Origin of the sequence: Rhizobium sp. 11_C7_N12_5 (assembly GCF_051811145.1) — a bacterium.
Classification (GTDB): Bacteria; Pseudomonadota; Alphaproteobacteria; order Rhizobiales; family Rhizobiaceae; genus Rhizobium; species Rhizobium lusitanum.
Genome location: NZ_JBPWPY010000002.1, coordinates 1,131,212 through 1,154,150, shown reverse-complemented (window position 1 = coordinate 1,154,150; position 22,939 = coordinate 1,131,212). Strand labels below are relative to the sequence as shown.

21 protein-coding genes and 3 pseudogenes are annotated in these 22,939 nt (G+C 58.7%); 12 read left to right on the top strand and 12 right to left on the bottom strand.

Features of this window, described 5'->3' with window-relative positions; all coding sequences use genetic code 11:
- Positions 1-368: 368 nt before the first annotated feature.
- From AB8B29_RS24460 to AB8B29_RS24445, 4 genes and pseudogenes are all read right to left on the bottom strand, one after another.
- Positions 369-2,204, bottom strand: a complete 1,836-nt coding sequence (locus AB8B29_RS24460; protein ID WP_037199113.1) for a type II toxin-antitoxin system HipA family toxin — start codon at positions 2,202-2,204, stop codon at positions 369-371.
- Between the two features lie 600 nt (positions 2,205-2,804).
- Positions 2,805-3,268: pseudogene (locus AB8B29_RS24455) on the bottom strand (DUF1348 family protein).
- Positions 3,269-3,374: 106 nt separating this feature from the next.
- Positions 3,375-3,845 carry a cyanase gene (gene cynS, locus AB8B29_RS24450; RefSeq protein ID WP_037199110.1) on the bottom strand — a complete coding sequence of 157 codons (471 nt, stop codon included), beginning with the start codon at positions 3,843-3,845 and terminating at the stop codon, positions 3,375-3,377.
- 30 nt (positions 3,846-3,875) lie between these two features.
- Positions 3,876-4,550 (bottom strand): carbonic anhydrase, encoded by a 675-nt coding sequence (locus AB8B29_RS24445; RefSeq protein WP_439006750.1) that lies wholly within the window; start codon positions 4,548-4,550, stop codon positions 3,876-3,878.
- A 96-nt stretch (positions 4,551-4,646) separates the two neighbouring features.
- On the opposite strand from AB8B29_RS24445, the gene cynR reads away from it, so the two are divergent.
- Positions 4,647-5,561 carry a transcriptional regulator CynR gene (gene cynR, locus AB8B29_RS24440; RefSeq protein WP_037199107.1) on the top strand — a complete coding sequence of 305 codons (915 nt, stop codon included), beginning with the start codon at positions 4,647-4,649 and terminating at the stop codon, positions 5,559-5,561.
- 339 nt (positions 5,562-5,900) lie between these two features.
- Here the strand turns inward: cynR and AB8B29_RS24435 are convergent, their stop codons facing one another.
- Both AB8B29_RS24435 and AB8B29_RS24430 read right to left on the bottom strand, forming a co-directional pair.
- Entirely contained in the window at positions 5,901-6,785 is an 885-nt protein-coding gene (locus AB8B29_RS24435; RefSeq protein ID WP_037199105.1) for an alpha/beta fold hydrolase, read from the bottom strand.
- A gap of 111 nt (positions 6,786-6,896) precedes the next feature.
- On the bottom strand, positions 6,897-7,022 hold the full coding sequence (locus AB8B29_RS24430; RefSeq protein WP_439006749.1) for a hypothetical protein: 126 nt from the start codon (positions 7,020-7,022) through the stop codon (positions 6,897-6,899).
- 307 nt (positions 7,023-7,329) lie between these two features.
- On the opposite strand from AB8B29_RS24430, the gene AB8B29_RS24425 reads away from it, so the two are divergent.
- The 8 genes from AB8B29_RS24425 to AB8B29_RS24390 all read left to right on the top strand — a co-directional run bounded on the left by AB8B29_RS24425 (position 7,330) and on the right by AB8B29_RS24390 (position 16,944).
- Positions 7,330-7,836, top strand: coding sequence for a sigma-70 family RNA polymerase sigma factor (locus AB8B29_RS24425; RefSeq protein WP_037199104.1), 507 nt, complete (start codon positions 7,330-7,332; stop codon positions 7,834-7,836).
- Between the two features lie 98 nt (positions 7,837-7,934).
- On the top strand, positions 7,935-8,870 hold the full coding sequence (locus AB8B29_RS24420; protein WP_037199102.1) for a FecR family protein: 936 nt from the start codon (positions 7,935-7,937) through the stop codon (positions 8,868-8,870).
- A gap of 193 nt (positions 8,871-9,063) precedes the next feature.
- Positions 9,064-11,457 carry a TonB-dependent siderophore receptor gene (locus AB8B29_RS24415; RefSeq protein ID WP_162732633.1) on the top strand — a complete coding sequence of 798 codons (2,394 nt, stop codon included), beginning with the start codon at positions 9,064-9,066 and terminating at the stop codon, positions 11,455-11,457.
- Positions 11,457-12,383: an ABC transporter substrate-binding protein gene (locus AB8B29_RS24410; protein WP_162732632.1), complete on the top strand. Its 927-nt coding sequence runs from the start codon at positions 11,457-11,459 to the stop codon at positions 12,381-12,383. Before AB8B29_RS24415 ends, AB8B29_RS24410 begins: the two co-directional genes overlap by 1 nt.
- Entirely contained in the window at positions 12,380-14,365 is a 1,986-nt protein-coding gene (fhuB, locus tag AB8B29_RS24405; RefSeq protein WP_051964004.1) for a Fe(3+)-hydroxamate ABC transporter permease FhuB, read from the top strand. Before AB8B29_RS24410 ends, fhuB begins: the two co-directional genes overlap by 4 nt.
- Positions 14,366-14,505: 140 nt before the next feature.
- Positions 14,506-15,312: an ATP-binding cassette domain-containing protein gene (locus tag AB8B29_RS24400; RefSeq protein ID WP_051964021.1), complete on the top strand. Its 807-nt coding sequence runs from the start codon at positions 14,506-14,508 to the stop codon at positions 15,310-15,312.
- A 554-nt stretch (positions 15,313-15,866) separates the two neighbouring features.
- On the top strand, positions 15,867-16,670 hold the full coding sequence (locus AB8B29_RS24395; RefSeq protein ID WP_439006748.1) for a PAS domain-containing protein: 804 nt from the start codon (positions 15,867-15,869) through the stop codon (positions 16,668-16,670).
- Complete coding sequence (locus AB8B29_RS24390; protein WP_439006747.1) at positions 16,615-16,944, top strand: hypothetical protein; 330 nt, start codon at positions 16,615-16,617, stop codon at positions 16,942-16,944. Before AB8B29_RS24395 ends, AB8B29_RS24390 begins: the two co-directional genes overlap by 56 nt.
- Positions 16,945-16,965: 21 nt before the next feature.
- On the opposite strand, the gene AB8B29_RS24385 is transcribed toward AB8B29_RS24390, so the two are convergent.
- Together AB8B29_RS24385 and AB8B29_RS24380 are read right to left on the bottom strand one after the other, a co-directional pair.
- A complete protein-coding gene (locus tag AB8B29_RS24385; RefSeq protein ID WP_439006746.1) occupies positions 16,966-17,340 on the bottom strand; it encodes a PPC domain-containing DNA-binding protein in 375 nt (124 codons plus the stop codon).
- A gap of 81 nt (positions 17,341-17,421) precedes the next feature.
- The gene (locus tag AB8B29_RS24380) at positions 17,422-17,742 is read right to left on the bottom strand and encodes a hypothetical protein (RefSeq protein ID WP_037199098.1); all 321 of its coding nucleotides are present in this window, start codon (positions 17,740-17,742) and stop codon (positions 17,422-17,424) included.
- A gap of 140 nt (positions 17,743-17,882) precedes the next feature.
- Here AB8B29_RS24380 and AB8B29_RS24375 point away from each other — a divergent pair, with 140 nt between their 5' ends.
- Positions 17,883-18,776, top strand: a complete 894-nt coding sequence (locus AB8B29_RS24375; RefSeq protein WP_037199097.1) for an SDR family oxidoreductase — start codon at positions 17,883-17,885, stop codon at positions 18,774-18,776.
- Positions 18,777-18,950: 174 nt separating this feature from the next.
- Here the strand turns inward: AB8B29_RS24375 and AB8B29_RS24370 are convergent.
- Both AB8B29_RS24370 and AB8B29_RS24365 read right to left on the bottom strand, forming a co-directional pair.
- A pseudogene (locus AB8B29_RS24370) lies at positions 18,951-19,114 on the bottom strand (divalent metal cation transporter); the annotation flags it as partial.
- Positions 19,115-19,321: 207 nt separating this feature from the next.
- Complete coding sequence (locus AB8B29_RS24365) at positions 19,322-20,320, bottom strand: DUF72 domain-containing protein (protein ID WP_081938813.1); 999 nt, start codon at positions 20,318-20,320, stop codon at positions 19,322-19,324.
- Between the two features lie 125 nt (positions 20,321-20,445).
- On the opposite strand from AB8B29_RS24365, the pseudogene AB8B29_RS24360 reads away from it, so the two are divergent.
- Positions 20,446-21,145, top strand: a pseudogene (locus AB8B29_RS24360) (IS6 family transposase).
- 217 nt (positions 21,146-21,362) lie between these two features.
- Here the strand turns inward: AB8B29_RS24360 and AB8B29_RS24355 are convergent.
- Together AB8B29_RS24355 and AB8B29_RS24350 are read right to left on the bottom strand one after the other, a co-directional pair.
- Complete coding sequence (locus tag AB8B29_RS24355; RefSeq protein WP_113102449.1) at positions 21,363-21,599, bottom strand: hypothetical protein; 237 nt, start codon at positions 21,597-21,599, stop codon at positions 21,363-21,365.
- 187 nt (positions 21,600-21,786) lie between these two features.
- Positions 21,787-22,044 carry a DUF2934 domain-containing protein gene (locus AB8B29_RS24350; protein WP_037199095.1) on the bottom strand — a complete coding sequence of 86 codons (258 nt, stop codon included), beginning with the start codon at positions 22,042-22,044 and terminating at the stop codon, positions 21,787-21,789.
- A 140-nt stretch (positions 22,045-22,184) separates the two neighbouring features.
- On the opposite strand from AB8B29_RS24350, the gene AB8B29_RS24345 reads away from it, so the two are divergent.
- Positions 22,185-22,646 (top strand): YbhB/YbcL family Raf kinase inhibitor-like protein, encoded by a 462-nt coding sequence (locus AB8B29_RS24345; protein ID WP_037199094.1) that lies wholly within the window; start codon positions 22,185-22,187, stop codon positions 22,644-22,646.
- Positions 22,647-22,939: the final 293 nt, after the last annotated feature.

Genomic DNA, 22,939 nt, shown 5'->3' with positions numbered 1-22,939 from the left:
ATGGCTTCTTTGCAGACGCTGAGGCTTTTCGTCAAAAGGCCGTTAGTTCCATACAGCTTCCTTTAGGGCAGGCTTTAGATTCTTGGCAACGCGCAGCCGATGCAATCACGTGAGGGCGAGCATATCATCTGAGATTATTTCGGGCTTCCGAAGTTATTCAATTGACCGGTGGGTGCAAGTCCTCAGCAACCCTGCCTGACTGGCGAGGATTGGGGGAAAGTAACTGGAAGAGGGCGGTGCGGTCGCAGGCCAATGGGCGCCCGCTGTCACAGCCGAAGCGGCTCCTCGCGTCCACCGGGATTTATCTGGAGATCAAGCCGCTCTCCGGCACACTGGCGAGCGGATCAACTTCAAAAACACGGGCGACTCTATGCAAAAGTTTCCAGGCGCTCGCGGACAATCGCCTGCATCTGGGCCGCCCGATCAGCACCTGCGGAACCATTGGTCAGCGGCGGCGGCAGGGCGAGATTGTCCAGGCCGCGCGCAAGTGCTGCGACCAGTTCATCCATGGTCGTATCCGCCGCCGCCGCTGGAATACCCACCGTCGAGGCGAAACGCTTGAAATCCGCTCTCTTCAGCCGTTCGTCTTTGCCGGTGATTTTGAGCGCCAGGTGATCGTACTGCATGTTCGGAAACACCCGCGTCGTCACTGCATCGTAAAGCGGCGCCATACGCACTGAGTTGAAATGTCCGCTGCCTGGTTCTGCGATCTTCAGCACCGCCATGTTCTTCAGGTGCATGTCGCCGTCGGCGATCAGCCACGCGAACAGCGCCCGCTTCAAAAGAAGCAGCAAATCCGCGTCGGCGTCGGTCGAGAGTGGACGCAGCGCGCCCGCGATCCGCTCGATGGTGCCTGTGTACTTATCTTCGGCCCGGACGCCGAGAAGGGACGTCATGTCTTCAAGCGCCAGCCTTCGCATGTCGTCATGACTCGTGCGGATATCGAACCGTTCGACCACAAGAGCGGGTGGCATGCCATCTGGCATAGCGACGAGCGCAATGGCGGGTACGATGAATCCGGCCGCCCGGCCGAGTTCCATGGATTGCCACTCGATCACGGGCAATGCTTCGAAGCCCGACGTGCCGGCGGGTTTCAGAATGTGGGTGAACGACTTGTCCGTGCTCGGCATCAGGGTGCCGTCCGCATCAAGGAACATCGGCGCCTTGATCTGGACGCCCGACAGGCGCGGTGTCGCGCCCGTCGCAAAGATCCGCGCCAGATTCTGTTCGAATGTGTCCTGGATGCTGCCGCGGCCGGGGCCCGCGTAGGTTCCCGTAAACATGTGATCCGCCGTATAATGGCTCAACCTCGTCAGCAGAATATCGGCCGGGAGGGCAGCCAATTCGCTGGCCCGTTCGACGATCGTGATGTTCGATATATAGCGCTTGCCCGAGCGCAGTTCTGCCCGTTCGTCTGGGTTGTTTAGCACTTTGCCAAGCCAGCCTTCCGGCAGCAGCGATTCAATGAAAGGCGGCAGTCTGCCAGGCATTGTCTGCCGCACGAGCGGCGGGCCGTCCGGATCGGACCCGTGCCATCGCCATTCAAAGCCATCATGCACCAGGGTGCCGATCGGCGCGCCGTGCCACGCGACAATCAGATCCAGTGCGGCCTGATTGCCGACGGCGGCACCCGGTTTGCGTTTCAGGAAGCGCTCAGCCTGGCTGCCTTCATCGAGCCAGTCATTGTCACGGGCGAGCTTGAACACCGCATCGGCGGCGTTGTTCGAACTACCATATTCTTCGATCAGGCGGGCGCCAATCGCCTCTCTCATCGCTTCGTCAAAGGATGCGGCATGTTCGCTGCGAATCCGGAAGGATTCCAGAAAACGCTGCCTTAGCGAGGATACGTCTACGCGCAGTTCGCCCATGTCGTCGCCAACCACGGCCGGCGCGACGGACGGATGATCCGGCGCCTTGTTCTGAATGATTTCGAGCGTCCTGATGCGCTGCCGTTGCACACGGCGGCCGGTCAGGAACAGGCGGCCATCGCGCATTGGGCCGAGCAGTACGGCGCTCGCGGCCGACAGGTAGGCGTTCGGATAGAGATATTTAGCGATGCGTACCGCGTGGGTCCGCACCGTCTGGTCTATATCGTCGTCGGCATCCACATAGATGCCCCGCATTAACTGAATGAGCTTACCCGCCTCCGCCTGCCGATGGGCGCGGGTTTTATCGATATTTTCGCCGACGAGATGGAGGGGCATAATATGTAACTTTCGCGCATTTCAGATACGCAAAAGTTACACCATATTTTCCGAGATTTCAAGATCGATGTCACTATCGCGCATTTCAGATACGCGATAGTGACAGTCTCTGGCGCGCTAAGAACCTGCTATATAATAGCTATATATTTGATATATAAACGAAATCCCTACTCAATTGTCATAATTCGCATTACGAATCGAAGCTTCGGTCTTTCAAGCACTTAGGTCTTTTAGTTGGACGTCGGCGGTTCAAATCCGCTCACATCATTACGGATCCGATTTTATTGAGTTTGGGTCGTGATCTTTAGAATGTCGCTTTGCAGGCGAGACGAGATGACTGCTCTGCGCCTGCGTTGGTGTCGTCGAACAAGTGGCTCACAGTCTTAGAATCTACCGCCGCGCAGCCGTCGATGCATGCCGAGACTGCTGGCTGGGAAATATCAACTACTAGCGTCGTTGCGAGGCTGGTTTGCCGCACTGTAACGGATTGCGAACCTGTGTGGGGCGCACGCCTTGGGGAACGTCAAGGTTCCATCATGATAGCAAATCGCACCAGTGCGAGCGGAGCACTGGCGCGATCGACGAGAACTGGTGCGTTGTTCAGAGGCCCAGGTCACTCAGCGACGGATGGTCATCCGGACGGCGGCCAAGGGGCCAGTGGTATTTGCGATCCGCTTCAGCGATTGGCATCTCGTTGATGCTGGCGTGCCGATGCGACATCAGTCCATCCTCGGCGAAGAGCCAGTTCTCGTTCCCGTAAGCGCGGAACCATTGCCCACCGTCGTCGTGGTATTCATAGGCATAACGCACCGCGATGCGGTTGTCTGTAAAGGCCCACAGCTCCTTGATGAGCCGGTATTCGTGTTCCTTGTTCCACTTGCGGGTCAGGAAAGCCTGGGCCTCTTCTCGATTGGTCGCGAATTCGACCCGGTTACGCCAGCGCGTATCGAGTGTATAGGCCAGAGCGACCTTCGCCGCATCGCGCGTGTTCCAGCCATCTTCGGCCAGGCGAACCTTTTCGATGGCAGTTTCTCGGGTGAACGGGGGAGTGGGGGACGTGTCATGATGTTTCCTTTCGTGATTTGAGCGGTTGCGGCAAGCGCGGAGCCCGCAAGGGCCACAGCGGGGATCGCGGTAATGAAAGTGCGGCGTTGCATACGAACAGCGTGGTCAAAACGGCTTGGTCGGGAGGTACTTGCCATCCAGCGTGATCACGGCGCGCGAGCCGCCTTCCGGATCTTCAACCTTCTTGATGTCCAACTTGAAGTTGATTGCGCTGATGATGCCATCGCCGAATTTTTCGTGGACCAGAGCCTTCAGCGTGGTCCCATAGACCTGCACGATTTCGTAGAAGCGGTAGATGGTCGGATCGGTTGGCGGACCGTTCCCGATGCTGCCGCGCACCGGAACTGTCTGCAGCAGGGCGATGGCGTCGTCGCCAAGGTCGAGTTTCTTGCCCACGGCTTTGGCGGCGTCCGCCGGAAGTGGATGCTGGCCGAGCAGGGCGGCGGTGACGAAGGCCTCCGACAGACCGGTGCCCTCAGTGATCTGGGCGTAGGTCAGGTCTTTCTTGAGCTTTGATGCGAGGATGACTTCCGTCAGGTCCTGGCGAGTGGTCTGTGTGGCTTGGGACTGTAGCATTGGTATTCTCTCCGTGGTTGGGATTAGGGTTCAGGCAGCGCGCCTGGCTTGATATTTGATGGCCTGGACTTCGGGATTGTCCGCGAGGGAGACGAAGGCGCCCCTGCTGCCATCGAAAGCTTCGATAAGTCCGCTCGCGATGTCGTAAATCCAGCCATGCAGGGTGATGCGTCCCTCCTCGAGGGCCAACCGCACCGACGGGTGTGTCTGGATATTGGCGAGCTGGGCGATGACGTTTTCGCGCACCATCGATGCGACCTTGGCGGGCTGATCGTGGTGCTGGCGGGCTTCGTTCACGACGCGGGCAGAGTCCGCGTAACGCAACCAACTGGCCACGGCGGGCATGTGATCCAGGCACTTGCACGTCGCGATGGCGGTCATCGCGCCGCAGTCGGAGTGGCCGCAGATCACGATGTCGGAGACCTGCAACGCCGCGACGGCATACTCGACCGAGGCGGAAACGCCACCCGGCTCGGGGCCGTAGGGCGGGACGATATTGCCGGCGTTTCCGATGACGAAGAGGTCGCCCGGCTCGCGCTGGGTAACCAGTTCAGGCACCAGGCGGCTGTCGGAACAGGAAATGAACAGAGCCCGCGGGTTCTGCTGATTTGCCAGATCCTTGAAGAGCTTGACTCGTTCCGGAAAAGCCTCCCTCTGGAACTTCAGGAAGCCCTCAATAATGTCCTTCATCGCTGCAATCTCCATTCCTCGATTTGTTGAGGAGAAGGCTACGGAAGGCGTGTCATAATGTAAAAGTCTCGTTTATTATGAGATCTATTAGATAATCTAATAGGTTCGACCATGCTCGCCCGACAGGTTCGTTATTTTCTCGCAGTGGCGGAGCATCAGAGCTTCACGCGGGCTGCAGACGCCCTGCACGTCTCCCAGCCGGCGCTTTCGCAGCAAGTCAGGTTGATGGAGGAAAGCCTCGGCGTGCAGTTGTTCGACCGATCGGGGCGCACGACCAGATTGACGGATTCCGGAGAGGTCTATCTTCAATACGTGCGCCGTGCTTCGCAGGAGTTTCGGGAAGCCAAGCGCGCTATCCACGACGTGAGCGATCTCAGCCGTGGCACGTTGCGCGTTGCACTGACGCCAACGTTCACGACCTACCTGGTCGGCCCTCTCGTCGAGGCGTTCCATAGTCGGTATCCGAATATCTCCCTCAACGTACGGGAGATGTCCCAGGAGCATATGGAGGGCCTGCTCCTGTCTGATGAGGTCGATATCGGGATCGCGTTCGCCGGCACACTGACAGCGGACATAGATCTCGACCCCCTGCTGGTGGAATCCCTCGCCCTGGTCGTCAGTAGCGGTCATGCCCTTGCGAATGAAACGTCGATCGGGCTTGAGACCCTGAGCGCCGAGTCATTGGTGCTGCTCAGCGCAGAGTTCGCGACGCGCGAACAGATCGATCACTTCTGCCGCCAGCACGATATTCGCCCCAAAGTACAGATAGAGGCCAACTCGATCAGCGCGGTGATCGAAATCGTCCGCAGGACGCGGCTCTCGACGCTCCTGCCTTCAACGATCGCATTTGCCCATCAGGACTTGGTCGCCATTGCGCTTGATCCCGTGCGCTTGCAGCGGACCGCCGTTCTGATGCAGCGTAAAGACGCATACAGAAGCGCGGCGGCGCGGGCCTTTGTTGGGTTGGCTAAGGAAGTAGCGGCTGAAATGGAGGGCAGTGACAAAAATCATGGCTTGGATCTCTAAGCCATTGATGAAAGTGTACTTCTGACCTGTAAGGGCTGGCACCGATAGAGGGTCGTAAGTTCGACCCCGTTCAAGGCGACGGCATCTTCTCAGCTGCTTCCGCGCGCGAACTAGCGGACCGTTTTCTCAAGCTCATCTTTCAGGTGTTCTGCATCCATCGGGAGGTGACAATAAACCGGCCTGCCGCGCTCCAATTGCCATCCCTCGGCAAGGAGGCCGGCATCCACCGTCCAACGGCAAGACACATAGGCAGGTGCCCGTCGACACCTCCAGCACGGACATTTAGGAGTGTGGGCAGGAGGAAAAGGGCGCAGCAACGTGCGCCGCGCGGCTGCTACCCTAGGCGCACCAACCTTGAACTGTTGTTATAGCGTCGGCGAAATCATGTGGCGCCTCCCAGGGCAGATTATGTCCGCACCCGACCACTCGATGCTCGTGTCGTGCTTTGAACATCGGGGCATGATCAGCCGTTCCGCCGGGCTTTAACGGATCTTGGGTCCCGTCGATAGTGATCGCGGGGACGGTTATGGGTGGCTTTTCGGCCAACCGCGTTTCCAGATCAGCCAGAGCGGGATCTCCCGCTGCGTTCCCGAAATCGAAGCGATAGGAGTGGATGACGACATCGACGAAATCGGGATTGTCGAAAGCGGCCGCTGTCCGGTCAAACGTCGCGTCGTCAAACGCCCAGGTTGGCGACCACTGCTTCCAGAGGATCCTGCACAAATCGCGGCGGTGGAGAGCCAAGCACTCGCGGCCGCGCTCGTGCTGAAACAAATGTTGGTACCAGACAGCCTGTTCCAGGCTGGGCTGGTAGGCGTGGCCGAGCCGGTTCACGTCGATAACGTCGTAGCCCGCATAGGAGACCAGGCCGGCCACTCGATCGGGCCACAGTGCCGATGCGACGCATGAAGCAAGGCCGCCCCAGTCATAGCCGGCGAGAATGGCCTTCTCGATACCAAGAGCGTCCAGCAGGTCGATAACGTCCTTGCCAAGAGCTGCTTGCTGACCGCTGCGCATTGTGGACTTCGACAGAAAGCGAGTCGGGCCAAAGCCACGCAGGTAAGGCACAATCACCCGAGCTCCCGCTTCCGCTAGGCGAGGCGCCACCTCATCATAGGCGTGGATGTCGTACGGGAATCCATGGCTCAGCACCACAGGCCAACCGTCGGGCGAGCCGTGTTCAAAATAAGCAATTTCGAGTGTTTTGGTTTTGACTGTTCGCATGAAGATCCTCGCATCAAGATTTGCTCAGCGACGCACTTCTCCGAGCGCCTGCCATCCCGGCGGCTTGGGGTAGCTTTCAGGACGCTTAGGAGAGGGCGCGCCCGCGGGTTATCATTGCAGTTGCTGTTCAACGACTGCGGCGAAATAAGAAGCCCCAAACGGCAGGACTTTGAGATCCGCGCGGAATGGCATCTTCTCCCTTACTTTATCGGCCACGAAGATCGCAACGGCGTTCATGCGGATTTCGCACTGGTCTGTTTTCTGGCAGCGTGCCTTGCATCTGATTGCAGGTCAAGATGTGGCAAAAAGCACGTTGCTCGATAGCAACAGGTTCCAATAATATGACTTGTAAAGTCAAGATAAACTCCGCCAGTACCGCATCCGAGTTGAGCAAAAGCAAGCACTTATCGTGTCGGCGCACTCATGATGGTGGCGCGCATATCTCAGTTTAGAACCGGTCTAATAGATTGAGATTGCGAGGAATTTGTCGATCCCCTACAGCCGATAGTCGCGCCTCTCAAGGCTTGAATCCTGGATGAAGTCGATGAATGCCAAGACCTTTGACATCGCTGGTTTGTACATTTCCGAACAAGGACGCCTGCGCCAGCTCGTTCGCCGTCTTGTCGGCAACAGGGCAGCGACGGAAGATCTCGTCCATCAGGCCTTCATCAAGCTGCTCGCAGCCGCAGATAGCGGCAATCTCAACAATTGCCCCGCCTATCTAACGACGACGGCGCGCAATCTCGCGCTCAATCATCTCCGTGATCTCAAGCGGCACGGCGAAGTTGGCATTCCCGACGCAGAGCTTCACGCCATACCGGATGCCAATCCGTCTCCCGAAATGACGGCGGTTTATCGATGCGAGTTGCGACGTGTTCTGCAGGCGGTCGCATCGCTGCCGCCAAAACGCCGTGAGGCCTTCGTCCTCAACAAATTCCAGGGCATGAGCTATGACGAAATCGCTGTTCGCCAAGGTATTTCCCGTAACACCGTGATTTCCCACATTGTTATCGCTCTTGCCGATCTCGACCGGAAAATCGGTAGGAATTAATTCGGCTTCCCATTCATTAGATTGCTCGCTTGCAGTGTCATAAAGAATAGAGGCCTGGGCATACCAGGCCGGGCAAAGCGCCGAGACTGTGAAGCAATATGAACGAAGACGCGACCGATCCGATCGTCATGGAAGCCTTGGAATGGTTCGTGCGGATGCGCGACGACAAGGTTACTGTGGCTGATCGGCAGGCCTTCGAAGCCTGGCTCGCTGCTGATGAAGCCCATGCCGCAGCCTTGAAGCACGCGCAAGCTCTGTGGACGCGTTTCGACATTATGCAGCCGGAGTTCGATCGTATGCGCCGCGGTCGTCCGCTGATATCGCGGCGCAATTTCATCTTGGGCTCCGTCACGTGCATCGGCGGGCTTGGTAGCCTCTATGCCATCAATCAGCCGGGCCTCTTTGCGGAATATAAAACCGACATTGGCGAACGCAGGACAATCGGCCTGCCCGACGGCAGCACTGTCGAGCTCGGCAGCTATTCGGCGCTTTCGACGCGTTTCAGCGAGACGGAACGGCGTGTGGAGCTTTATCGCGGCGAAGGTTTCTTCGACGTCTCACATGATCCGGCACGCTCATTTCTTGTCGACGCCGGCGGTGGAACCACCCAGGCGCTCGGGACGAAGTTCGATGTCAAGTTCGTCGACGATCTTGTCACCGTCGCCGTCAGCGAGCATGCCGTTCAAGTCCAAGGACGCGGTTTCTCCAACTTGCGGCTGGAAGAGGGATGGCAGATCAGCTATGGCCGCGACGGTCTCGGCCAGCCGATCCAGGCAAGTCTCGACACCGTTGAAGCATGGCGCGACGACCGGATCATCTTCCAGGACGTGCCTCTGCGGCGTGTATTGGAGGAGCTGGAGCGCTACCGGCGCGGCCGCATCATTCTCATGGATAGCAGCATCGGCGCCATACCCGTTACGGCGGTTTTCGAAACGGCACGTACCGAAAGCGCGTTGCAGACGATTGCAGATACGCTCGGGGTTCGCCTCCTGAACGCAGCCAATTATGTCACGCTCGTCTACAGCGCCGGCTAATTTTTAAAAACATGATTTTTTTCCTCAACTCATTCATTACCTCAGCGCGGCCGGGTGTCTAACTTTTCGGGGCCATCGAACCGGGTCCCTTTTGAGCAGCAATCCCGCGATGGCGGGCACAGGATGCAGGTGGGCGATGCAGTACCGCGAAAATGACAATCAGAGATCCCGACAAAAAGAGCGAAGCGGCAATTTGCGCCGTGACCCTTCTCTTGCATTCGCGCTGTTGATCACGATCGCGCTTGGGACAATCATTGCTGCCCCTGCGCCTGTCTTCGCGCAAGCGGCCGAGAAGTCGGGCCGGATCGCCTACAACATCCCGCCGCAGCCTCTGTCCCAAGCTCTCGTTCAATTTTCGAAGGTAACCGGCATCCAGCTTTTTTTCAGCGCCGATGTCGCCCGGGGGATAAGCTCGCAAGGGGCCAGAGGTCCACTCACTCGAGCGGAAGCGCTGGACAAGATCCTGGCAGGATCGGGCCTGACCTATCATTTCACCAACGCAACGACGGTGACGATTTCCAATCCGACCGCAGCCGCTGGCTCGGCGGCTGCCAATGGAGCGACGGCGCTCGCCCCCATCGTGGTGCAGGCGGCCAAGCAGAGCGGCTTCGTCACGACCGATGGCAACGTCGCGTCAAAGTCAGGCATCTCGCTGCTGGAAACGCCGCAATCGGTGCAGGTGGTGACCAAAGCCCAGCTCGATGTTCAAAAGCCACAGACCGTTCGCCAGGCCATTGCCTATTCGGCCGGCGTGACCACGCCTGACAGCCCCGACAACCGGCTGGACAATTTTCTGGTTCGCGGGTTCCAGATCGATCAGTATTATAACGGCTTGAAGCTGCAGCAGGGGACCTGGGCCGTACCGAAGGTCGATCCGTTCTTCCTGGATAGCATCGAAGTCCTCCAGGGCCCAGCGTCGGTTCTCTACGGCCAGGGGTCGCCCGGCGGTCTTCTCAACATGGTCGGCAAAAAGCCGACGGATGAGCCGCTTCACGAGATCCAGCTGCAGAGCGGCAGCTACAATCGTGCCCAGGCCGCCTTCGATTTCAGCGGACCGGTGAACGATGACGGCACCTTGCTGTATCGCCTGACCGGATTGGGGCGGACGACCGACACCCAGGTTGAAAACCAGCGCGAAGAGCGCGTCGAGATTGCGCCGGCCATAACGATCAAGCCGGACGAGGATACCAAGCTGACGATCCTCGGCGATTACCTCAACGATCCCAGAGGCGGCTTCTGGAGCCGCCTGCCAACGACGGGAACGCTGGTGCCGACAAGCCACGGCACCTATTTCCCGACGGATCTGTTCACGGGCGACAAGGATTTCGATCACATGCGGCGCCAGCAGCACAGCATCGGATACGAATTCGAGCACCGCTTCGACGATGTGTGGACCGTGCGGCAAAACGTGCGTTTCCAGCACATGAGCGTCGATTATGCCGAATTGCAGGCCTCCGCCCTGGCGGCCGATGGCCATACGTTGAGCCGATCGGCCTATACCGCGCGGGAACAGCTCAACACACTTGCGATTGATAACCAGGCCGAGGCGGATTTCGATACCGGCCCCATCTCGCACAAGGCCATTCTGGGATTGGACTATCAATACAAGAATTGGAACAACCTCACGCGCTTCGGCGCCGGGCCTTCGCTCGATCTCGATCATCCCGACTATACCCAGCCTGTAACATTGCCTGCCGTTTTCCAGAATGCCAGCCAGAGGCAGCAGCAGTTCGGCCTCTATGCGCAGGACCAGCTCAAGTTTGACAATTGGGCGCTGCTTTTGTCCGCTCGCCAGGACTGGGCCTCGACGGACAGCGACAATTACCTGAAAAACGCCACCACCGATCAGGACGACCATGCATTCACCTGGCGCGCCGGCCTGACCTATCTCTTCGATAACGGTTTCGCGCCTTATGTGAGCTACGCGACGTCTTTCAACCCCACGATCGGCGTCAGTTCATCTGGCTCCCCCTTCAAGCCGACAACCGGCGACCAGTATGAAATCGGCGTCAAATATCAGCCCACGGGCTATGACAGCTTCATCACCGCGTCGCTCTACGACTTGAGGCAGCAGAACTATCTGACCAATACCTTGACGACACCCGTTGTCCAGACGCAGGTCGGCGAGGTCAGAAGCCGCGGAGGTCAGATCTCCGGTGTCGCAAGCATCAATGACGAACTCAATGTGACTGCTTCCTACGCCTATCTCAGCAACGAAATCGTGAAGGCGAGCGATGGCACGGCGGGCAACCGCATCGCCAATTTGCCCGCCAACACCGCATCGCTATGGGCCGATTATAAATTTCATGATGGAACGGCCGACGGCCTGGGCCTGGGCTTCGGCGTTCGTTATATCGGCAGCCGTTATGCCACCAACGCCAACACAGCGAAGATACCGGACCATGTGGTGTTCGACGCGGCGTTGAACTACGATCTCGGAAAACTCTCGAACGAGATGCGCGGAGCGACATTTGCCTTGAACGTATCGAACTTGTTCGACAAACACTTCATCAGCGATTGCACCGCGGCTGGTTGCGTGTACGGCATGCGCCGCACCGTCTTCGCGACGCTTGGGTATAAATGGTGATGAACCAGGCAAAGGGTTCCATGGCCGGCATCGGGCGTCGCGCGCTGCTGGCAGGTCTGGCGGCATCATGGGCCGGCGGCATATCCTTGCGGGCGGCCGGGCTACCCGACGCTCCCGCCTCCGTTGCTCCCCGCATTGCTGCGTTGGACTGGGGCATTGCCGCGACGCTTATGGCTCTGGGCATTGTGCCGGTCGGCGTGCCGGCACCAAGCTGGTATGGCCGATACATTGTCGATCCCGTTTTGCCAGCTTCCGTCGTCGATGTCGGCCTGTTGTTTACGCCGAACTTCGAGCTGCTGCTGGCGCTCGCTCCAAGCCTGATCGTCACAACGCCCACCTTGCAGCAGGCAGCGCCGATGCTTCAGCGCATCGCGCCCGTCTATGGCGATCTGCTCTTCCAGCCGACACCAGACGTCCTTGAAATCGCCGAGCGCGGAACACTCGGGCTTGCCGACAGGATCGGGATCCGCACTGCGGGCGAGCGCCTCGTGGAATCCACCCGCGCCGAGCTTGCCACGACCAGCCAACGCCTCGCCGGTTACACAGGCCGACCCATACTCCTGGCAAGCCCGCTTGATAACCGGCATGTCAGCCTCTTCGGACCCAACAGTCTTTATGGCGCCGTGCTGCGGCATGTCGGCTTGCCGCTCGCCGAGCCGAATATATCAGGCGAATTCATCATCGTCGGGCTTGAGAAGCTCGGAGCCTATAATGACGCCATGATGGTTCTGATCGATAGTCCGATCGCGCCGGGGATGGCGGCCAAACTGATGGAAAATCGCTTATGGAAAACCTTCCCTTTTGTCCGCGAAGGTCGATCGCGTGCGGTGGCCACAGTGTTAGGCTCCGGCGGTCTGCCATCCGCATCCCGTTTCGCTCGCCTGCTGACCGCCACCTTGATCGACAATGGCGGGGTATCGCCATGATGCCGGCGCAAGAGAAGTTTCGCATCGGTCCAGTCGCGGTCATGCTGTGCCTTCTTGCGGCCGCTCTCGTTTCTGCCGCGATGCGGCTGTCGGAGATATTGCCCGTGCAAGATTGGTGGCAGACGGCCACCAATCCTGATCTCAACTCCTATATGCAGGTTCTCGTTCACGATAGCGTCCTGCCGCGCTTCCTGATCGCGCTTGTTGCCGGTGGCGCGTTGGGACTGTCGGGCGCCATCTTCCAGCAGGTCCTGCGCACGCCCCTTGCCGATCCATCGACACTCGGCGTTTCGGCCGGGGCTTATCTCGCGCTGGCGCTTGCAACCCTTTGGTTCCCCGCCCTGGTGTTGTCAGTGCGCGAGCTAGTGGCTCTCGCCGGCGGTTTGTTGGCCTTCGCGCTCGTTTTCCTGATCGCATGGCCCCATCGTCTTTCGCCTGTGGCGCTGATCCTCGCCGGCCTAGTCGTCACCTTCATATGCGGGGCAATATCAGCCGCTGTCAGCCTGTCCTACAGCTTGGGAATGACCGGGCTGTTCGTCTGGGCCAGCGGCTCGCTCACGCAGAATGATTGGTCGGCGGTTTCACGCCTGCTTCCCTACGCTTTGTTCGGCTGCGTTGCAGCCGCATTTCTGGCTCGGCCGCTGGAGTTGGTGTCCCTCAATGATGAGGGGGCAAGATCACTCGGCCTGCCGCTCTTTTATGTGCGCCTGCTGTCGACCCTTCTCGCCGTCGTGCTCGCCGCCTTCACCGTTAGCGCCGTCGGCGTCATCGGTTTCGTCGGATTTGCCGCACCGTTCATCGCCCGCGCGGCTGGTGCGCGCAGACTGCCGCACCGCATGATCGCCAGCATCGCGATCGGCGCGGTCTTGCTGCTTGCCGCGGATGAAGCACTGCAGCAGGCCGCGCGCTTCATGCGCGAAATCCCGGCCGGTGCCGCAACAGGTCTCCTCGGTGCTCCCTTGATCGCCATCTTCCTGAGGCAGTTGCCTGTCATGGAAACTCCCGCTTCGCAAATCGCCGAGAACCGCAACCAGCGTCCGCTCCTCTATCTCGCGGTCGCCGCGGTCGTGCTGCTGGCATTGATCTGGCTTTCCCTGTCTCTCGGCCCGTCGCTAAATGGCTGGAGCTTCGCGTCGCCACCGCAGATGCAATCGCTGTTGATCTGGAGGTTACCACGTCTTGCTGCCGCCGCAGCCGCCGGCATTCTCTTCGCGCTCTCCGGAACGATCATCCAGCGCATGACGAACAATCCGATGGCGAGCCCCGAGATCATCGGCGTCAGCGCGGGCGCCGCGCTCGGCATCCTTCTGCTTGTCCTCCTCGCACCCAGTTTTACGCCGATCTTAGAGCTCGCCGTTGCTGCTGTCGGCGCAATCGTTAGCCTGATCGTCGTTCTGCTAATGGGGTATCGCAGCCGTTACAACCCCGATCATGTGCTGCTTTTCGGGATCGCGATCAATACCGCTTTCGCCGCGCTGATCGCAGTCTTGCTTGGCACTGGACTGCCGAAGATTTTCGCGGTCATGCAATGGATGGCGGGCTCGACATACAGCACGACCCCGGCGCAGGCGACGATCGCAGTCACCGTTGCTGCTATCGTGCTGCTGATAGCGCCGTTCTTCACCCGATGGCTCGATCTTTTGCCGTTGGGTGCCGTTTCCTCGACGGCGCTCGGGCTCAACATATCGACAAGCCGCGCGACACTTCTGTCGCTTTCGGCCATTTCCGCTGCGGCGGCAACTTTGCTCATCGGCCCCATGAGCTTTGTTGGCCTGATGGCGCCGCACATTGCCCGAACGCTCGGCTTCCAGCGCGCGTTCCCGCATATGATCGCCGCCGCTTTGACTGGAGCCGCCATCACGACAATTGCCGACTTCATCGGCCGCATCGCGCTATTTCCGAACCAGCTACCGGTCGGTATCGTCGCGACCTTGATTGGCGGGCCCTATTTTCTTTGGCTGATGCGGAAACAAATCCGTTAGGCTCAAGAATGCCTATAGCGGTACAGACTGATACCTCGATAGGACGTGAACTTACCGATGGCGTATCGCCAGCCGGTCGCACCGTAGGAACAGACGAAGGACTAAGAATGATGACGACCAGAGGCTCCGAAGCACGCGCCATGCCTTCCGTCGATGTTTCAGCAATGGACGGCGAGGATCTTTTCCGGCTCGATGAGGTCTCCTTTGCCGCCGCCGGCCGCACGCTGCTACATCCACTCACTCTGACGCTCGCTCCCCGGCAGATCGTCGGTCTCATCGGCCATAATGGCTCCGGCAAGTCGACCCTGCTGAAACTCCTCGCTCGTCAACAGCTTCCGGTCGGTGGCGCCATTCGCTTCGAGGGCAAGCCTCTGCCCGATTGGGGCGATCGCGCCTTTGCCCGCAAGGTCGCCTACCTGCCGCAGTCGACACCAGCTGCCACTGGGATGCTGGTGCGCGAGCTCGTCGCGCTTGGGCGCTATCCCTGGCACGGTGCGCTTGGACGTTTTGGCCAGACCGACCGCGAAAAGGTCGAGGAGGCGATGAAGCTTACCGATGTCGTCGGCATGGCCGACCGGCTCGTCGACACGCTTTCAGGCGGCGAGCGTCAGCGCGTCTGGCTTGCCATGCTGGTTGCCCAAGACGCCGAGTGCCTCCTGCTCGACGAACCGATCTCGGCGCTTGACGTCGCTCATCAGATTGAGGTGCTGTCGCTGGTTCAAGGCCTCAGCCACGCGAGGGGCCTCGGCGTCGTCGTTGTGTTGCATGACGTCAACATGGCCGCCCGCTTTTGTGACCACATCATCGCCCTGCATTCGGGCCGGATCATCGCCAACGGCCAGCCGGACGACATCCTCACCACCGAAGCGCTGCGCGCCATCTACGGCCTCGACATGCACATCATCCAACATCCTGCTTCGGGCCATCCGGTCGCCATACCGGCCTGAACTGCTGTAATCCATAGCGATGTCTTGCGAACGATGGCGTCGTCGAAGGATTCGGCGATCGCTGCAAGAAAAGCTGGCTTCAGCGGCTATACGGCAGACGAGGCCATCGGCAATCGATCATTTCTAGACAAATGCGACGACGTAAAGACAGTAGCCCGGTCGATATTTTCCCACCATCTCGCTTATCTTGGGTGGGAACCGGAAGATCATCGGCGCATCGAAAATCGCCTGAGACAACGAATCCTGCACAAATCGCGGCGTTGGCGATGCATGCACTCGCGGCCGCGCTCGTACTGAAACAAGTGTCGGTACCAGACGGCCTTCAAGGCTGAGGCTGGCGAGCATGGCCGAGCCAACTTTGGGACGTAAATGAACCATCGGTCCCGGTTTCGCCATTGCAATCCTTAGGCAAAATTTCGGATTGTGTCACACAGATTTGCGATCCCCGACTATCATTCTGACTGTTATCGTTGATGTTTAGCGAATATGGTCGGCGGTGCATTAGTGGGCTTGGCCGTCTCGACTTTTGAAAAATGCATTGATTGAGGGCGTAAATGTCGAACTCCGATTATGAGCGACACGAGGGCCAGGCCGAGCTCCGCTTGCGACAGCTGGAGGCTGACATAGAAGCCGCGCAGCATGGACATAATGCTGCAACTTTTCTTGCGGCAATCGTCGAATCTTCCCATGATGCGATTGTCAGCAAGAGCCTAAGCGGAGTCATTACGACCTGGAACAAGGGCGCTGAGCGCCTTTTCGGCTATACGGCAGACGAGGCTATCGGCAACCCAATCACGATCGTTATTCCACCCGATCGCCTCGAGGAGGAGCCTGCCATTTTGGCCCGCATCCAGGCCGGCGAGCGCGTCGATCACTTCGAGACGATACGACGACGTAAAGACGGTACCCTGATCGATATTTCGCTCACCATTTCGCCTATTCGGGACGGCAACGGAAAGATCATCGGCGCATCGAAAATCGCCCGGGACATCTCAGAGCGCAAGCGTGCCGCCGAGCATCAGGAACTTCTGCTCCGGGAAATGCATCATCGGGTCAAAAACCTGTTCGCCATCATCGGCAGCATCATCACCCTTGCTGCAAGGACGGCAAAGACGACCGCCGATCTTGCTGCGGAGATGAAGGACAGGCTGATGGCCCTCTCGCGGGCCCATGAGATGACATTGGCAAGTCTGAATGGTGAGGCCGCGACCGGCGCTACCCGGACCACGCTGTTTCAGCTTCTGTCGAACATTCTCGCGCCGTATGAGCGGCAGAGCCCCGATCGGTGGCAGCTCACTGGAGATGACATCGACGTCAAACGCCAACAAGATCACAAATCTCGCGCTGCTGTTCCATGAATTCGCGACCAATGCCGCAAAATATGGTGCGCTCTCTGTTGAAGAGGGGAAGCTGAATATAATAGTGGCGATGAACGGCGAGATCCTGGAAATCGTCTGGCGGGAGAGCAACGGCCCGCCACAGGAAGCGCCGGAAACACGTTCGATCGGTTTTGGAAGCAGGCTTGAGCAAATCATCGGTCAAAGCCTTGGGCTCGAAATCTCGCGCGAGTGGATGCCGAACGGTGTGGCGATCCGCCTTTCCATCCCTTGCCACGCTGTCAGTGAGCGATGAGACAACGCAGCGGCGCGTGCCTCAACCGGCCGAACCGAGGTGTAGGATGTTGGCGCCGATCGATGCGTCGGCGATTCGTTCAAGGCGGTCCGGTAGAACCTTCACATGGATCTCCATCGAACCGCGTCCGACCGCGAGCGCGAGCAGATGACCGCCGACCCCTTCGAAGGATGAGCTTCCCGCCGTTGCGTGCAGATGCGGGAGCGGCTTTCCGTCCTTCCAGGCAAGCGAGCCCGTCAAATTGGTCACCTCAAGGTTTTTGTAGCTCTTCGGCTTGTATTCGCAGGCTTCGAAGTCGAAGAAGCCGAACGTGATCTGGCCAGCAAAACCAAAGCCAGAAAGTATGGCAGAAGGTATGTCTTTATCGACCATCAGCGTTCCCAGGCGGGCGAGCACGTCGTCTCCCTATCGCAAGACCATCAGAAATCCGTCAGGTGTTGAGATGTAGCGTTTCTGTTCCGCCATGGACACGACCGATCAATGATGGGCGCGGTGCGCGGCGTTCCGTTTCCGGGTCGCGGCCGCTTTCTTCGCCGAAGCCGAACGATCCGCGGTCGATCGCGACGCGGCCGCACTGCCACCCTTCTCGCCGCCTTTGTGGGCAGCCGGATGACCGGTATGCTTGCCTTGCCCGGAACCGCCGGCCTTCTTGCCGCCGCCATCATCCTTGTTGACGGTCGCCCAGGCTCGGCGCTCGGCTTCCTTCTCGGATACGCCACGGTCTTCGTAGCTTTCGGCGATGTGGTCTGCCTTGCGTTCCTGCTTGTCGGTGTACTTGGATTTATCGCCACGGGGCATGACATCTCCTCCTTCGTTGATACTCAGGATGAACGACAACGCAAAAAGTTTGTTCCGAGCCGACAGGGAACAAAGGGATGAGACGGGCGTTCGCAGACAGTAATTTCGCATGCAACTCGCAAAAAACGTTGGGTGTCATTATGAGCGACAAGACCTCCTTGAACGATCCTCGCACGCTTTATCCAGCAGGGCCTTTCCCGGACCAACCGCAACAGGCACCTGGCCTCGCCCGCAAGATGGATCCCAGGCCGGATCACGGCGAGGAGAGTTATCGCGGGTCGGGGAAGCTCACTGGCAGGAAGGCACTCGTCACCGGTGGCGATTCAGGCATCGGCCGGGCTGCATCAATCGCCTTCGCCCGTGAGGGGGCCGACGTTGCCATCGTCTATCTTCCGGATGAAGAGGCGGACGCAAGGGAGGTGACGAGCCTTATCGAAGCCGAGGGCCGCAAGGCCGTCGCGCTTCCGGGCGACATCACGGACGAGGCATGGTGCCGGCAACTGGTCGACGAGGCGGTCTCTGGTCTTGGCGGTCTCGATATCCTCGTCATCAATGCCGGCCGTCAGCAGTACCGCGAAAAGATCGAGGATCTGTCGACAGAGGATTTCGACAAAACGATAAAAACCAATCTCTATGCGCTCCACTGGATCGCACAAGCCGCCGTGCCCCATATGCCGGTGGGATCAGCTGTGATCACCACAGCCTCCATCCAGGCTTATCAGCCGTCACCGATCTTGCTCGACTATGCCACGACAAAGGCTGGTATCGTTGCCTATACGAAGGCCCTTGCCAAGCAACTGATCGAGCGTGGCATTCGCGCCAATGTCGTCGCACCCGGACCGGTCTGGACGGTTCTCCAGCCGAGCGGCGGCCAACCAGACGAGAGGGTGAAGAACTTCGGCAAGGATAGCGACTTCGGTCGTCCGGGCCAGCCGGTCGAACTGGCTCCCGTGTTCGTCCTGCTTGCATCGTCGGAAGCAAGCTTCATCAACGGTGAGGTCTATGGTGTCACCGGCGGCAAGGGCATCGCCTGATCAGGTGACCCACGGATTGACCATGTCGCACGAACCAACGTTGAAACATATCGCCGCGGGAGTTCTGAATGTTGCCCATTACGAGTCGGGCGCGGCAGATGGTTCGGACGCTCCTGCTTCATGGCTTTCGCTATGACGTCCGTGCCTATGACGAGGTAGCGATAAGTTTGCGGCGTAACCGAGTTGTGCACCCGCGTGCGAACAGTTGATATTCCACTCGGGTCGTCGTCCGAGGCGCCTGTAACCAGGCCGGGGGCGAGAATTTCAGGCAAGCACGGCTTTGATGGTTCAACGAGAGCGCTTCTGTTGACTGATGCTCGTTCATAGGGCGCCTCCAACTACCGAGGCTGTCTCAAGCAAGTTCGACCGTTTGCTTGGATAAGAATAGGCGCGGCCGAGGCATCTTTGTTCCGCTGGCTGGAGACAGCTCCTGATATGGCAAAATGCGGCGATAGCCGCAGCCGATCAAAGAACAGACGGCATGGTTGCCGATGTGCGCTGAACGGAGGTTGTCTCCGCGGCGAAGGGAGGGAACCCACCGATCATTAGGAACCGCAGATCAATTGCGCACCGAATGGACGTGCTTCACGGTATCGGCCAATGCTGTCTTGGCACTTCGGAAATCTCGGTCGCACGCAACCGCTTAGCAATTGGCCGGTCGTCGGCAAGGCTAGCCCAAGCCGTTGCGCCAAGCGCTGAGCATCGGCCGGCGCCCTTACTTTCACATCGTTGTCGAAATAGACGTAGACATCGCGGCCCGTTCTGGACGGCTTTAGCGGCTTTAATACGCGATTGACATCGGCAGGCTCGCGCCCACGTGCCCAATCGTCGATCCGCTTTTCCCAAATGCATAATGCTTTGTCGTCGTAACCGCTGACATAAAGTTCTTCGGAACCATGCAGGCGGCAATAGACAAAGTCGGCCGTGATATCCATCAGCAACGGCCATTCGACGGTATCGGCGCAGACAAGGCCGATTTGATGTTCGCGCAGCAGCTCGATGAAATCGGCATGCGCAAAGCTTTCGTTGCGGATTTCGAACGCATGGCGGATCGGCCTTCTTCCATCAGCTTTTAGCCAGTCACGGTCGTTCAATCGCTCGTCATGTTTCTTCGCCAGTTTGGCCGCCGCAACCGTGTCTTTCGGCAGTATCTTCATGAAATTGGAAAATAAATCGGGGTCGAAACGCAGCCGTGGTGGAAACTGCCAGAGAATTGGTCCCAGCTTCGGCCCCAGGCGAAGCAGGCCCGACGCCATGAAATTGGCAAGCGACGTTTCGACATTGCGCAATCTACGTATTTGGGTAATGTAGCGGGAACCCTTTATGGCGAAGACGAATCCGTCAGGCGTCTCATCGCACCATTTCGCAAATGTACCGGGGCGTTGGAGGCCGTAGAATGTGCCATTGATTTCGATGGATGGAAACAGCCTTGAGGCGTAGGCCAGTTCACGCCTCTGCGTGAGCCCCTGGGGATAGAAGACGCCGCGCCACGGGGCGTAGGTCCAGCCTGAAATGCCGATACGGATCGTGCCTCTCTTTGCCATGTCGGTAAACCATCGCTTAGGCTGACTTGTTCCGTCAGCCTCACCTCCACGATCTTAAGCCGAGGGCGCAACGCCGATCAGGGGGCATCGTCGACTTAGCGAAGCATGGACTAGGATGCCCGGCCATGACTGACCGAGATCCTCTTTACCGCCGCCATCGTTTTCCCGCCGAAATCATCGGCCATGCCGTATGGCTCTATTTCCGGTTTCCACTCAGCCTGCGAATGATCGAGGATATGCTGGCGGCGCGAGGGATCATCGTTTCGCATCAAACGGTCAGGCTGTGGGCGGAAAAATTCGGACGCACCTTCGCCAGCCAGATCCGTCGACGTTCGTGCGGCCAGCTCGGCGATAAATGGCATCTCGACGAGGCCGTCATTTCGATCGGAGGCGAGAAACATTGGCTGCGGCGCGCCGTCGATCAGGACGGATTTGTGCTGGAGGTTCTGGTGCAAAGCCGCCGCAATGCCAAGGCAGCCAAACGCCTGATGCGCAAGCTGCTGAAGGGCCAAGGCCGTGCGCCACGCGTGATGGTGACCGAGAAGCTCCGATCCTATGACGCCGCAAGACGAGATCATGCCGGGCGTCGAGCATCGATCCCACAAGGGCCTCAACAATCGAGCCGAGAATTCCCATCAGCCAGTGCGACAGCGAGAGCGGATCATGAAGCGCTTCAAGTCACGGCGACAGTTGCAGCGCTTCGTCTCCATTCACGATCCGATTGCCAACCTATTCCACATTCCTCGCCACGACATTTCCGCCAGCCACCATCGCGAACTACGCGCCGCTGCCATGAACATGTGGGCGGAGATCGCTCGCATATAATCGGCAGGTCGAGCAGGAGCACCAGCTGTCGCCTGACGGACGTTAAGTTAACGGCGCCATTTCACCTATTCCAGACAAGAGAGCCAAACAATGACCCGCCGTTGGCAGAGGCAGAGGACGTTGGCCAACGGCGGGCTTTGCGCGGTCGCGCCGATGAGGGCGAGCCGGGACGGCGACCGTTTGCGGCTAACTCGCCACTTTCCCAACCGTTGCGGATCTAATTTGTTCCCCGTCTAATTCGCCCGCAATCCGCGCTGGCAAGCATGAAGAGCTGGCGTTCGTCATGAATGCCTTGCCTATACAGTTGGATTATGATTGCTGCCGCTCGCTCGGCTTCTTCGCTTTTATTGGCAATATCCAATTCGACCAGGATGGCATCAAAGGCCTGCTGACAGATGCCGAGATCGTTTGAATCCAGATAAATATCCTGCCTGCTGAGAACCGAACGGATCATCGCTTTCCTCCAATCTATGCGACAAGCCTGATCGGGAAAGCGAGATAGCTTCGCCTCCCACATAGGTTTGAATATAATCCCAAAGCGACTGCCAATCCATATTGGAATACGTGCAATGCGACCGGCTCCCGCGCCAGCGACGGGCGGAGTCGCTTATTCGTCATGGGAGAATTGCCCGTGAACAGGGTTATCCGGCGCGCCGGTCGCCGGAGTGTCCGTCTCTGTCCGGTTCCCGTTCATCGTTTTCCGGCCGGTCTATCGCGGGCTTTTGTCGAAGCTTTATGAGCACCTCTTCTCCATCGACGGATGCTCGTGTTCGTTCCATGATCTCACGCTCCTTGGTTGCTTGCTCCCAATGATGCTGGTTGCATCCCCAAGGTCGACCGGCCGCCTCCCAAATGGCGTAGGCCCGCTTGCTGATCCATTCGAACTGTTCATCCGTCATTTTATCCTCCGTCGTGGACGCTTCGAACTGCAGGTGAGGGCAAATATTCCCTGACAGGAACAATAGTATTGCTGACGGGTTCCAACTTAAGTTCGAAAATTCACAAGCATGTGAATCCACGAGGTAGAGAGGAGAAACTGATGGCTTTCACGTTGATCAGCAAGGTTTTCGCTGAAGACGAGCCTATACCGAGAAAATATGCATCTGACGGGAAGAATTTATTTCCGCCGTTGGCTTGGAGTGGCGCTCCTAATAAGACTCAGAGCTTTGCTCTGATTATCGAAGATCCGGATGCGTCAAGCGGCACATTCCACCATTGCGGCATCGCTAACATTCCCGGGCAATGGGCCGGTCTGGTCGAGAGCATTGATACGATGCAGGAGCGGGCGCTGCGCTTCTACCGGAATGATTTCGGCAATTCCCGTTACGACGGCCCGCAGCCCCCAAGCGGTGATCCTCCCCATCGCTATATTTTCCGACTTGCGGCTCTTTATGTCCCGAGACTTACGCTTCCCGAAGCCGTGGGAGTCGAAACCATGTGGCGGAAATTGAGGAAACATATGCTGGCGGAAGCAAGCCTGACCGGCATCTACCAGTCCTAGATCGCGATCCGCACATCCCACTGCCGATCGCGCCGGTATGAGTTAAAAGGACGGCAGAAGTTGGCGTCCGCAGGACGGTTGCAATGAACAAGATAGACCAAGGTATACCAGGCAAGCACAGACCTCGCACGTTTGCGTCCGAGGATGTCCTCAGGGTGAGATCGTCCCGAAGCGGCGGCGGCGGCGCCTGGTATTCATCGGTGGGCTTGCAGTAGTGGTGCTTGTGATCTTGCTCGTCCGCTTTGCCGGATAGGCCGATCCAACCGAGCATACCGAAAATGAGGATTCATCAC

What these genes read in the sequence shown, in the direction of transcription:
- AB8B29_RS24460 (WP_037199113.1), bottom strand. Translation starts at nt 2,204, where the DNA reads ATGCCCCTCCATCTCGTCGGCGAAAATATCGATAAAACCCGCGCCCAT.
- cynS (WP_037199110.1), bottom strand. Translation starts at nt 3,845, where the DNA reads ATGCTACAGTCCCAAGCCACACAGACCACTCGCCAGGACCTGACGGAA.
- AB8B29_RS24445 (WP_439006750.1), bottom strand. Translation starts at nt 4,550, where the DNA reads ATGGAGATTGCAGCGATGAAGGACATTATTGAGGGCTTCCTGAAGTTC.
- cynR (WP_037199107.1), top strand. Translation starts at nt 4,647, where the DNA reads ATGCTCGCCCGACAGGTTCGTTATTTTCTCGCAGTGGCGGAGCATCAG.
- AB8B29_RS24435 (WP_037199105.1), bottom strand. Translation starts at nt 6,785, where the DNA reads ATGCGAACAGTCAAAACCAAAACACTCGAAATTGCTTATTTTGAACAC.
- AB8B29_RS24430 (WP_439006749.1), bottom strand. Translation starts at nt 7,022, where the DNA reads ATGAACGCCGTTGCGATCTTCGTGGCCGATAAAGTAAGGGAGAAGATG.
- AB8B29_RS24425 (WP_037199104.1), top strand. Translation starts at nt 7,330, where the DNA reads ATGAATGCCAAGACCTTTGACATCGCTGGTTTGTACATTTCCGAACAA.
- AB8B29_RS24420 (WP_037199102.1), top strand. Translation starts at nt 7,935, where the DNA reads ATGAACGAAGACGCGACCGATCCGATCGTCATGGAAGCCTTGGAATGG.
- AB8B29_RS24410 (WP_162732632.1), top strand. Translation starts at nt 11,457, where the DNA reads ATGAACCAGGCAAAGGGTTCCATGGCCGGCATCGGGCGTCGCGCGCTG.
- fhuB (WP_051964004.1), top strand. Translation starts at nt 12,380, where the DNA reads ATGATGCCGGCGCAAGAGAAGTTTCGCATCGGTCCAGTCGCGGTCATG.
- AB8B29_RS24400 (WP_051964021.1), top strand. Translation starts at nt 14,506, where the DNA reads ATGCCTTCCGTCGATGTTTCAGCAATGGACGGCGAGGATCTTTTCCGG.
- AB8B29_RS24395 (WP_439006748.1), top strand. Translation starts at nt 15,867, where the DNA reads ATGTCGAACTCCGATTATGAGCGACACGAGGGCCAGGCCGAGCTCCGC.
- AB8B29_RS24390 (WP_439006747.1), top strand. Translation starts at nt 16,615, where the DNA reads ATGACATCGACGTCAAACGCCAACAAGATCACAAATCTCGCGCTGCTG.
- AB8B29_RS24380 (WP_037199098.1), bottom strand. Translation starts at nt 17,742, where the DNA reads ATGCCCCGTGGCGATAAATCCAAGTACACCGACAAGCAGGAACGCAAG.
- AB8B29_RS24375 (WP_037199097.1), top strand. Translation starts at nt 17,883, where the DNA reads ATGAGCGACAAGACCTCCTTGAACGATCCTCGCACGCTTTATCCAGCA.
- AB8B29_RS24365 (WP_081938813.1), bottom strand. Translation starts at nt 20,320, where the DNA reads ATGGCAAAGAGAGGCACGATCCGTATCGGCATTTCAGGCTGGACCTAC.
- AB8B29_RS24355 (WP_113102449.1), bottom strand. Translation starts at nt 21,599, where the DNA reads ATGATCCGTTCGGTTCTCAGCAGGCAGGATATTTATCTGGATTCAAAC.
- AB8B29_RS24350 (WP_037199095.1), bottom strand. Translation starts at nt 22,044, where the DNA reads ATGACGGATGAACAGTTCGAATGGATCAGCAAGCGGGCCTACGCCATT.
- AB8B29_RS24345 (WP_037199094.1), top strand. Translation starts at nt 22,185, where the DNA reads ATGGCTTTCACGTTGATCAGCAAGGTTTTCGCTGAAGACGAGCCTATA.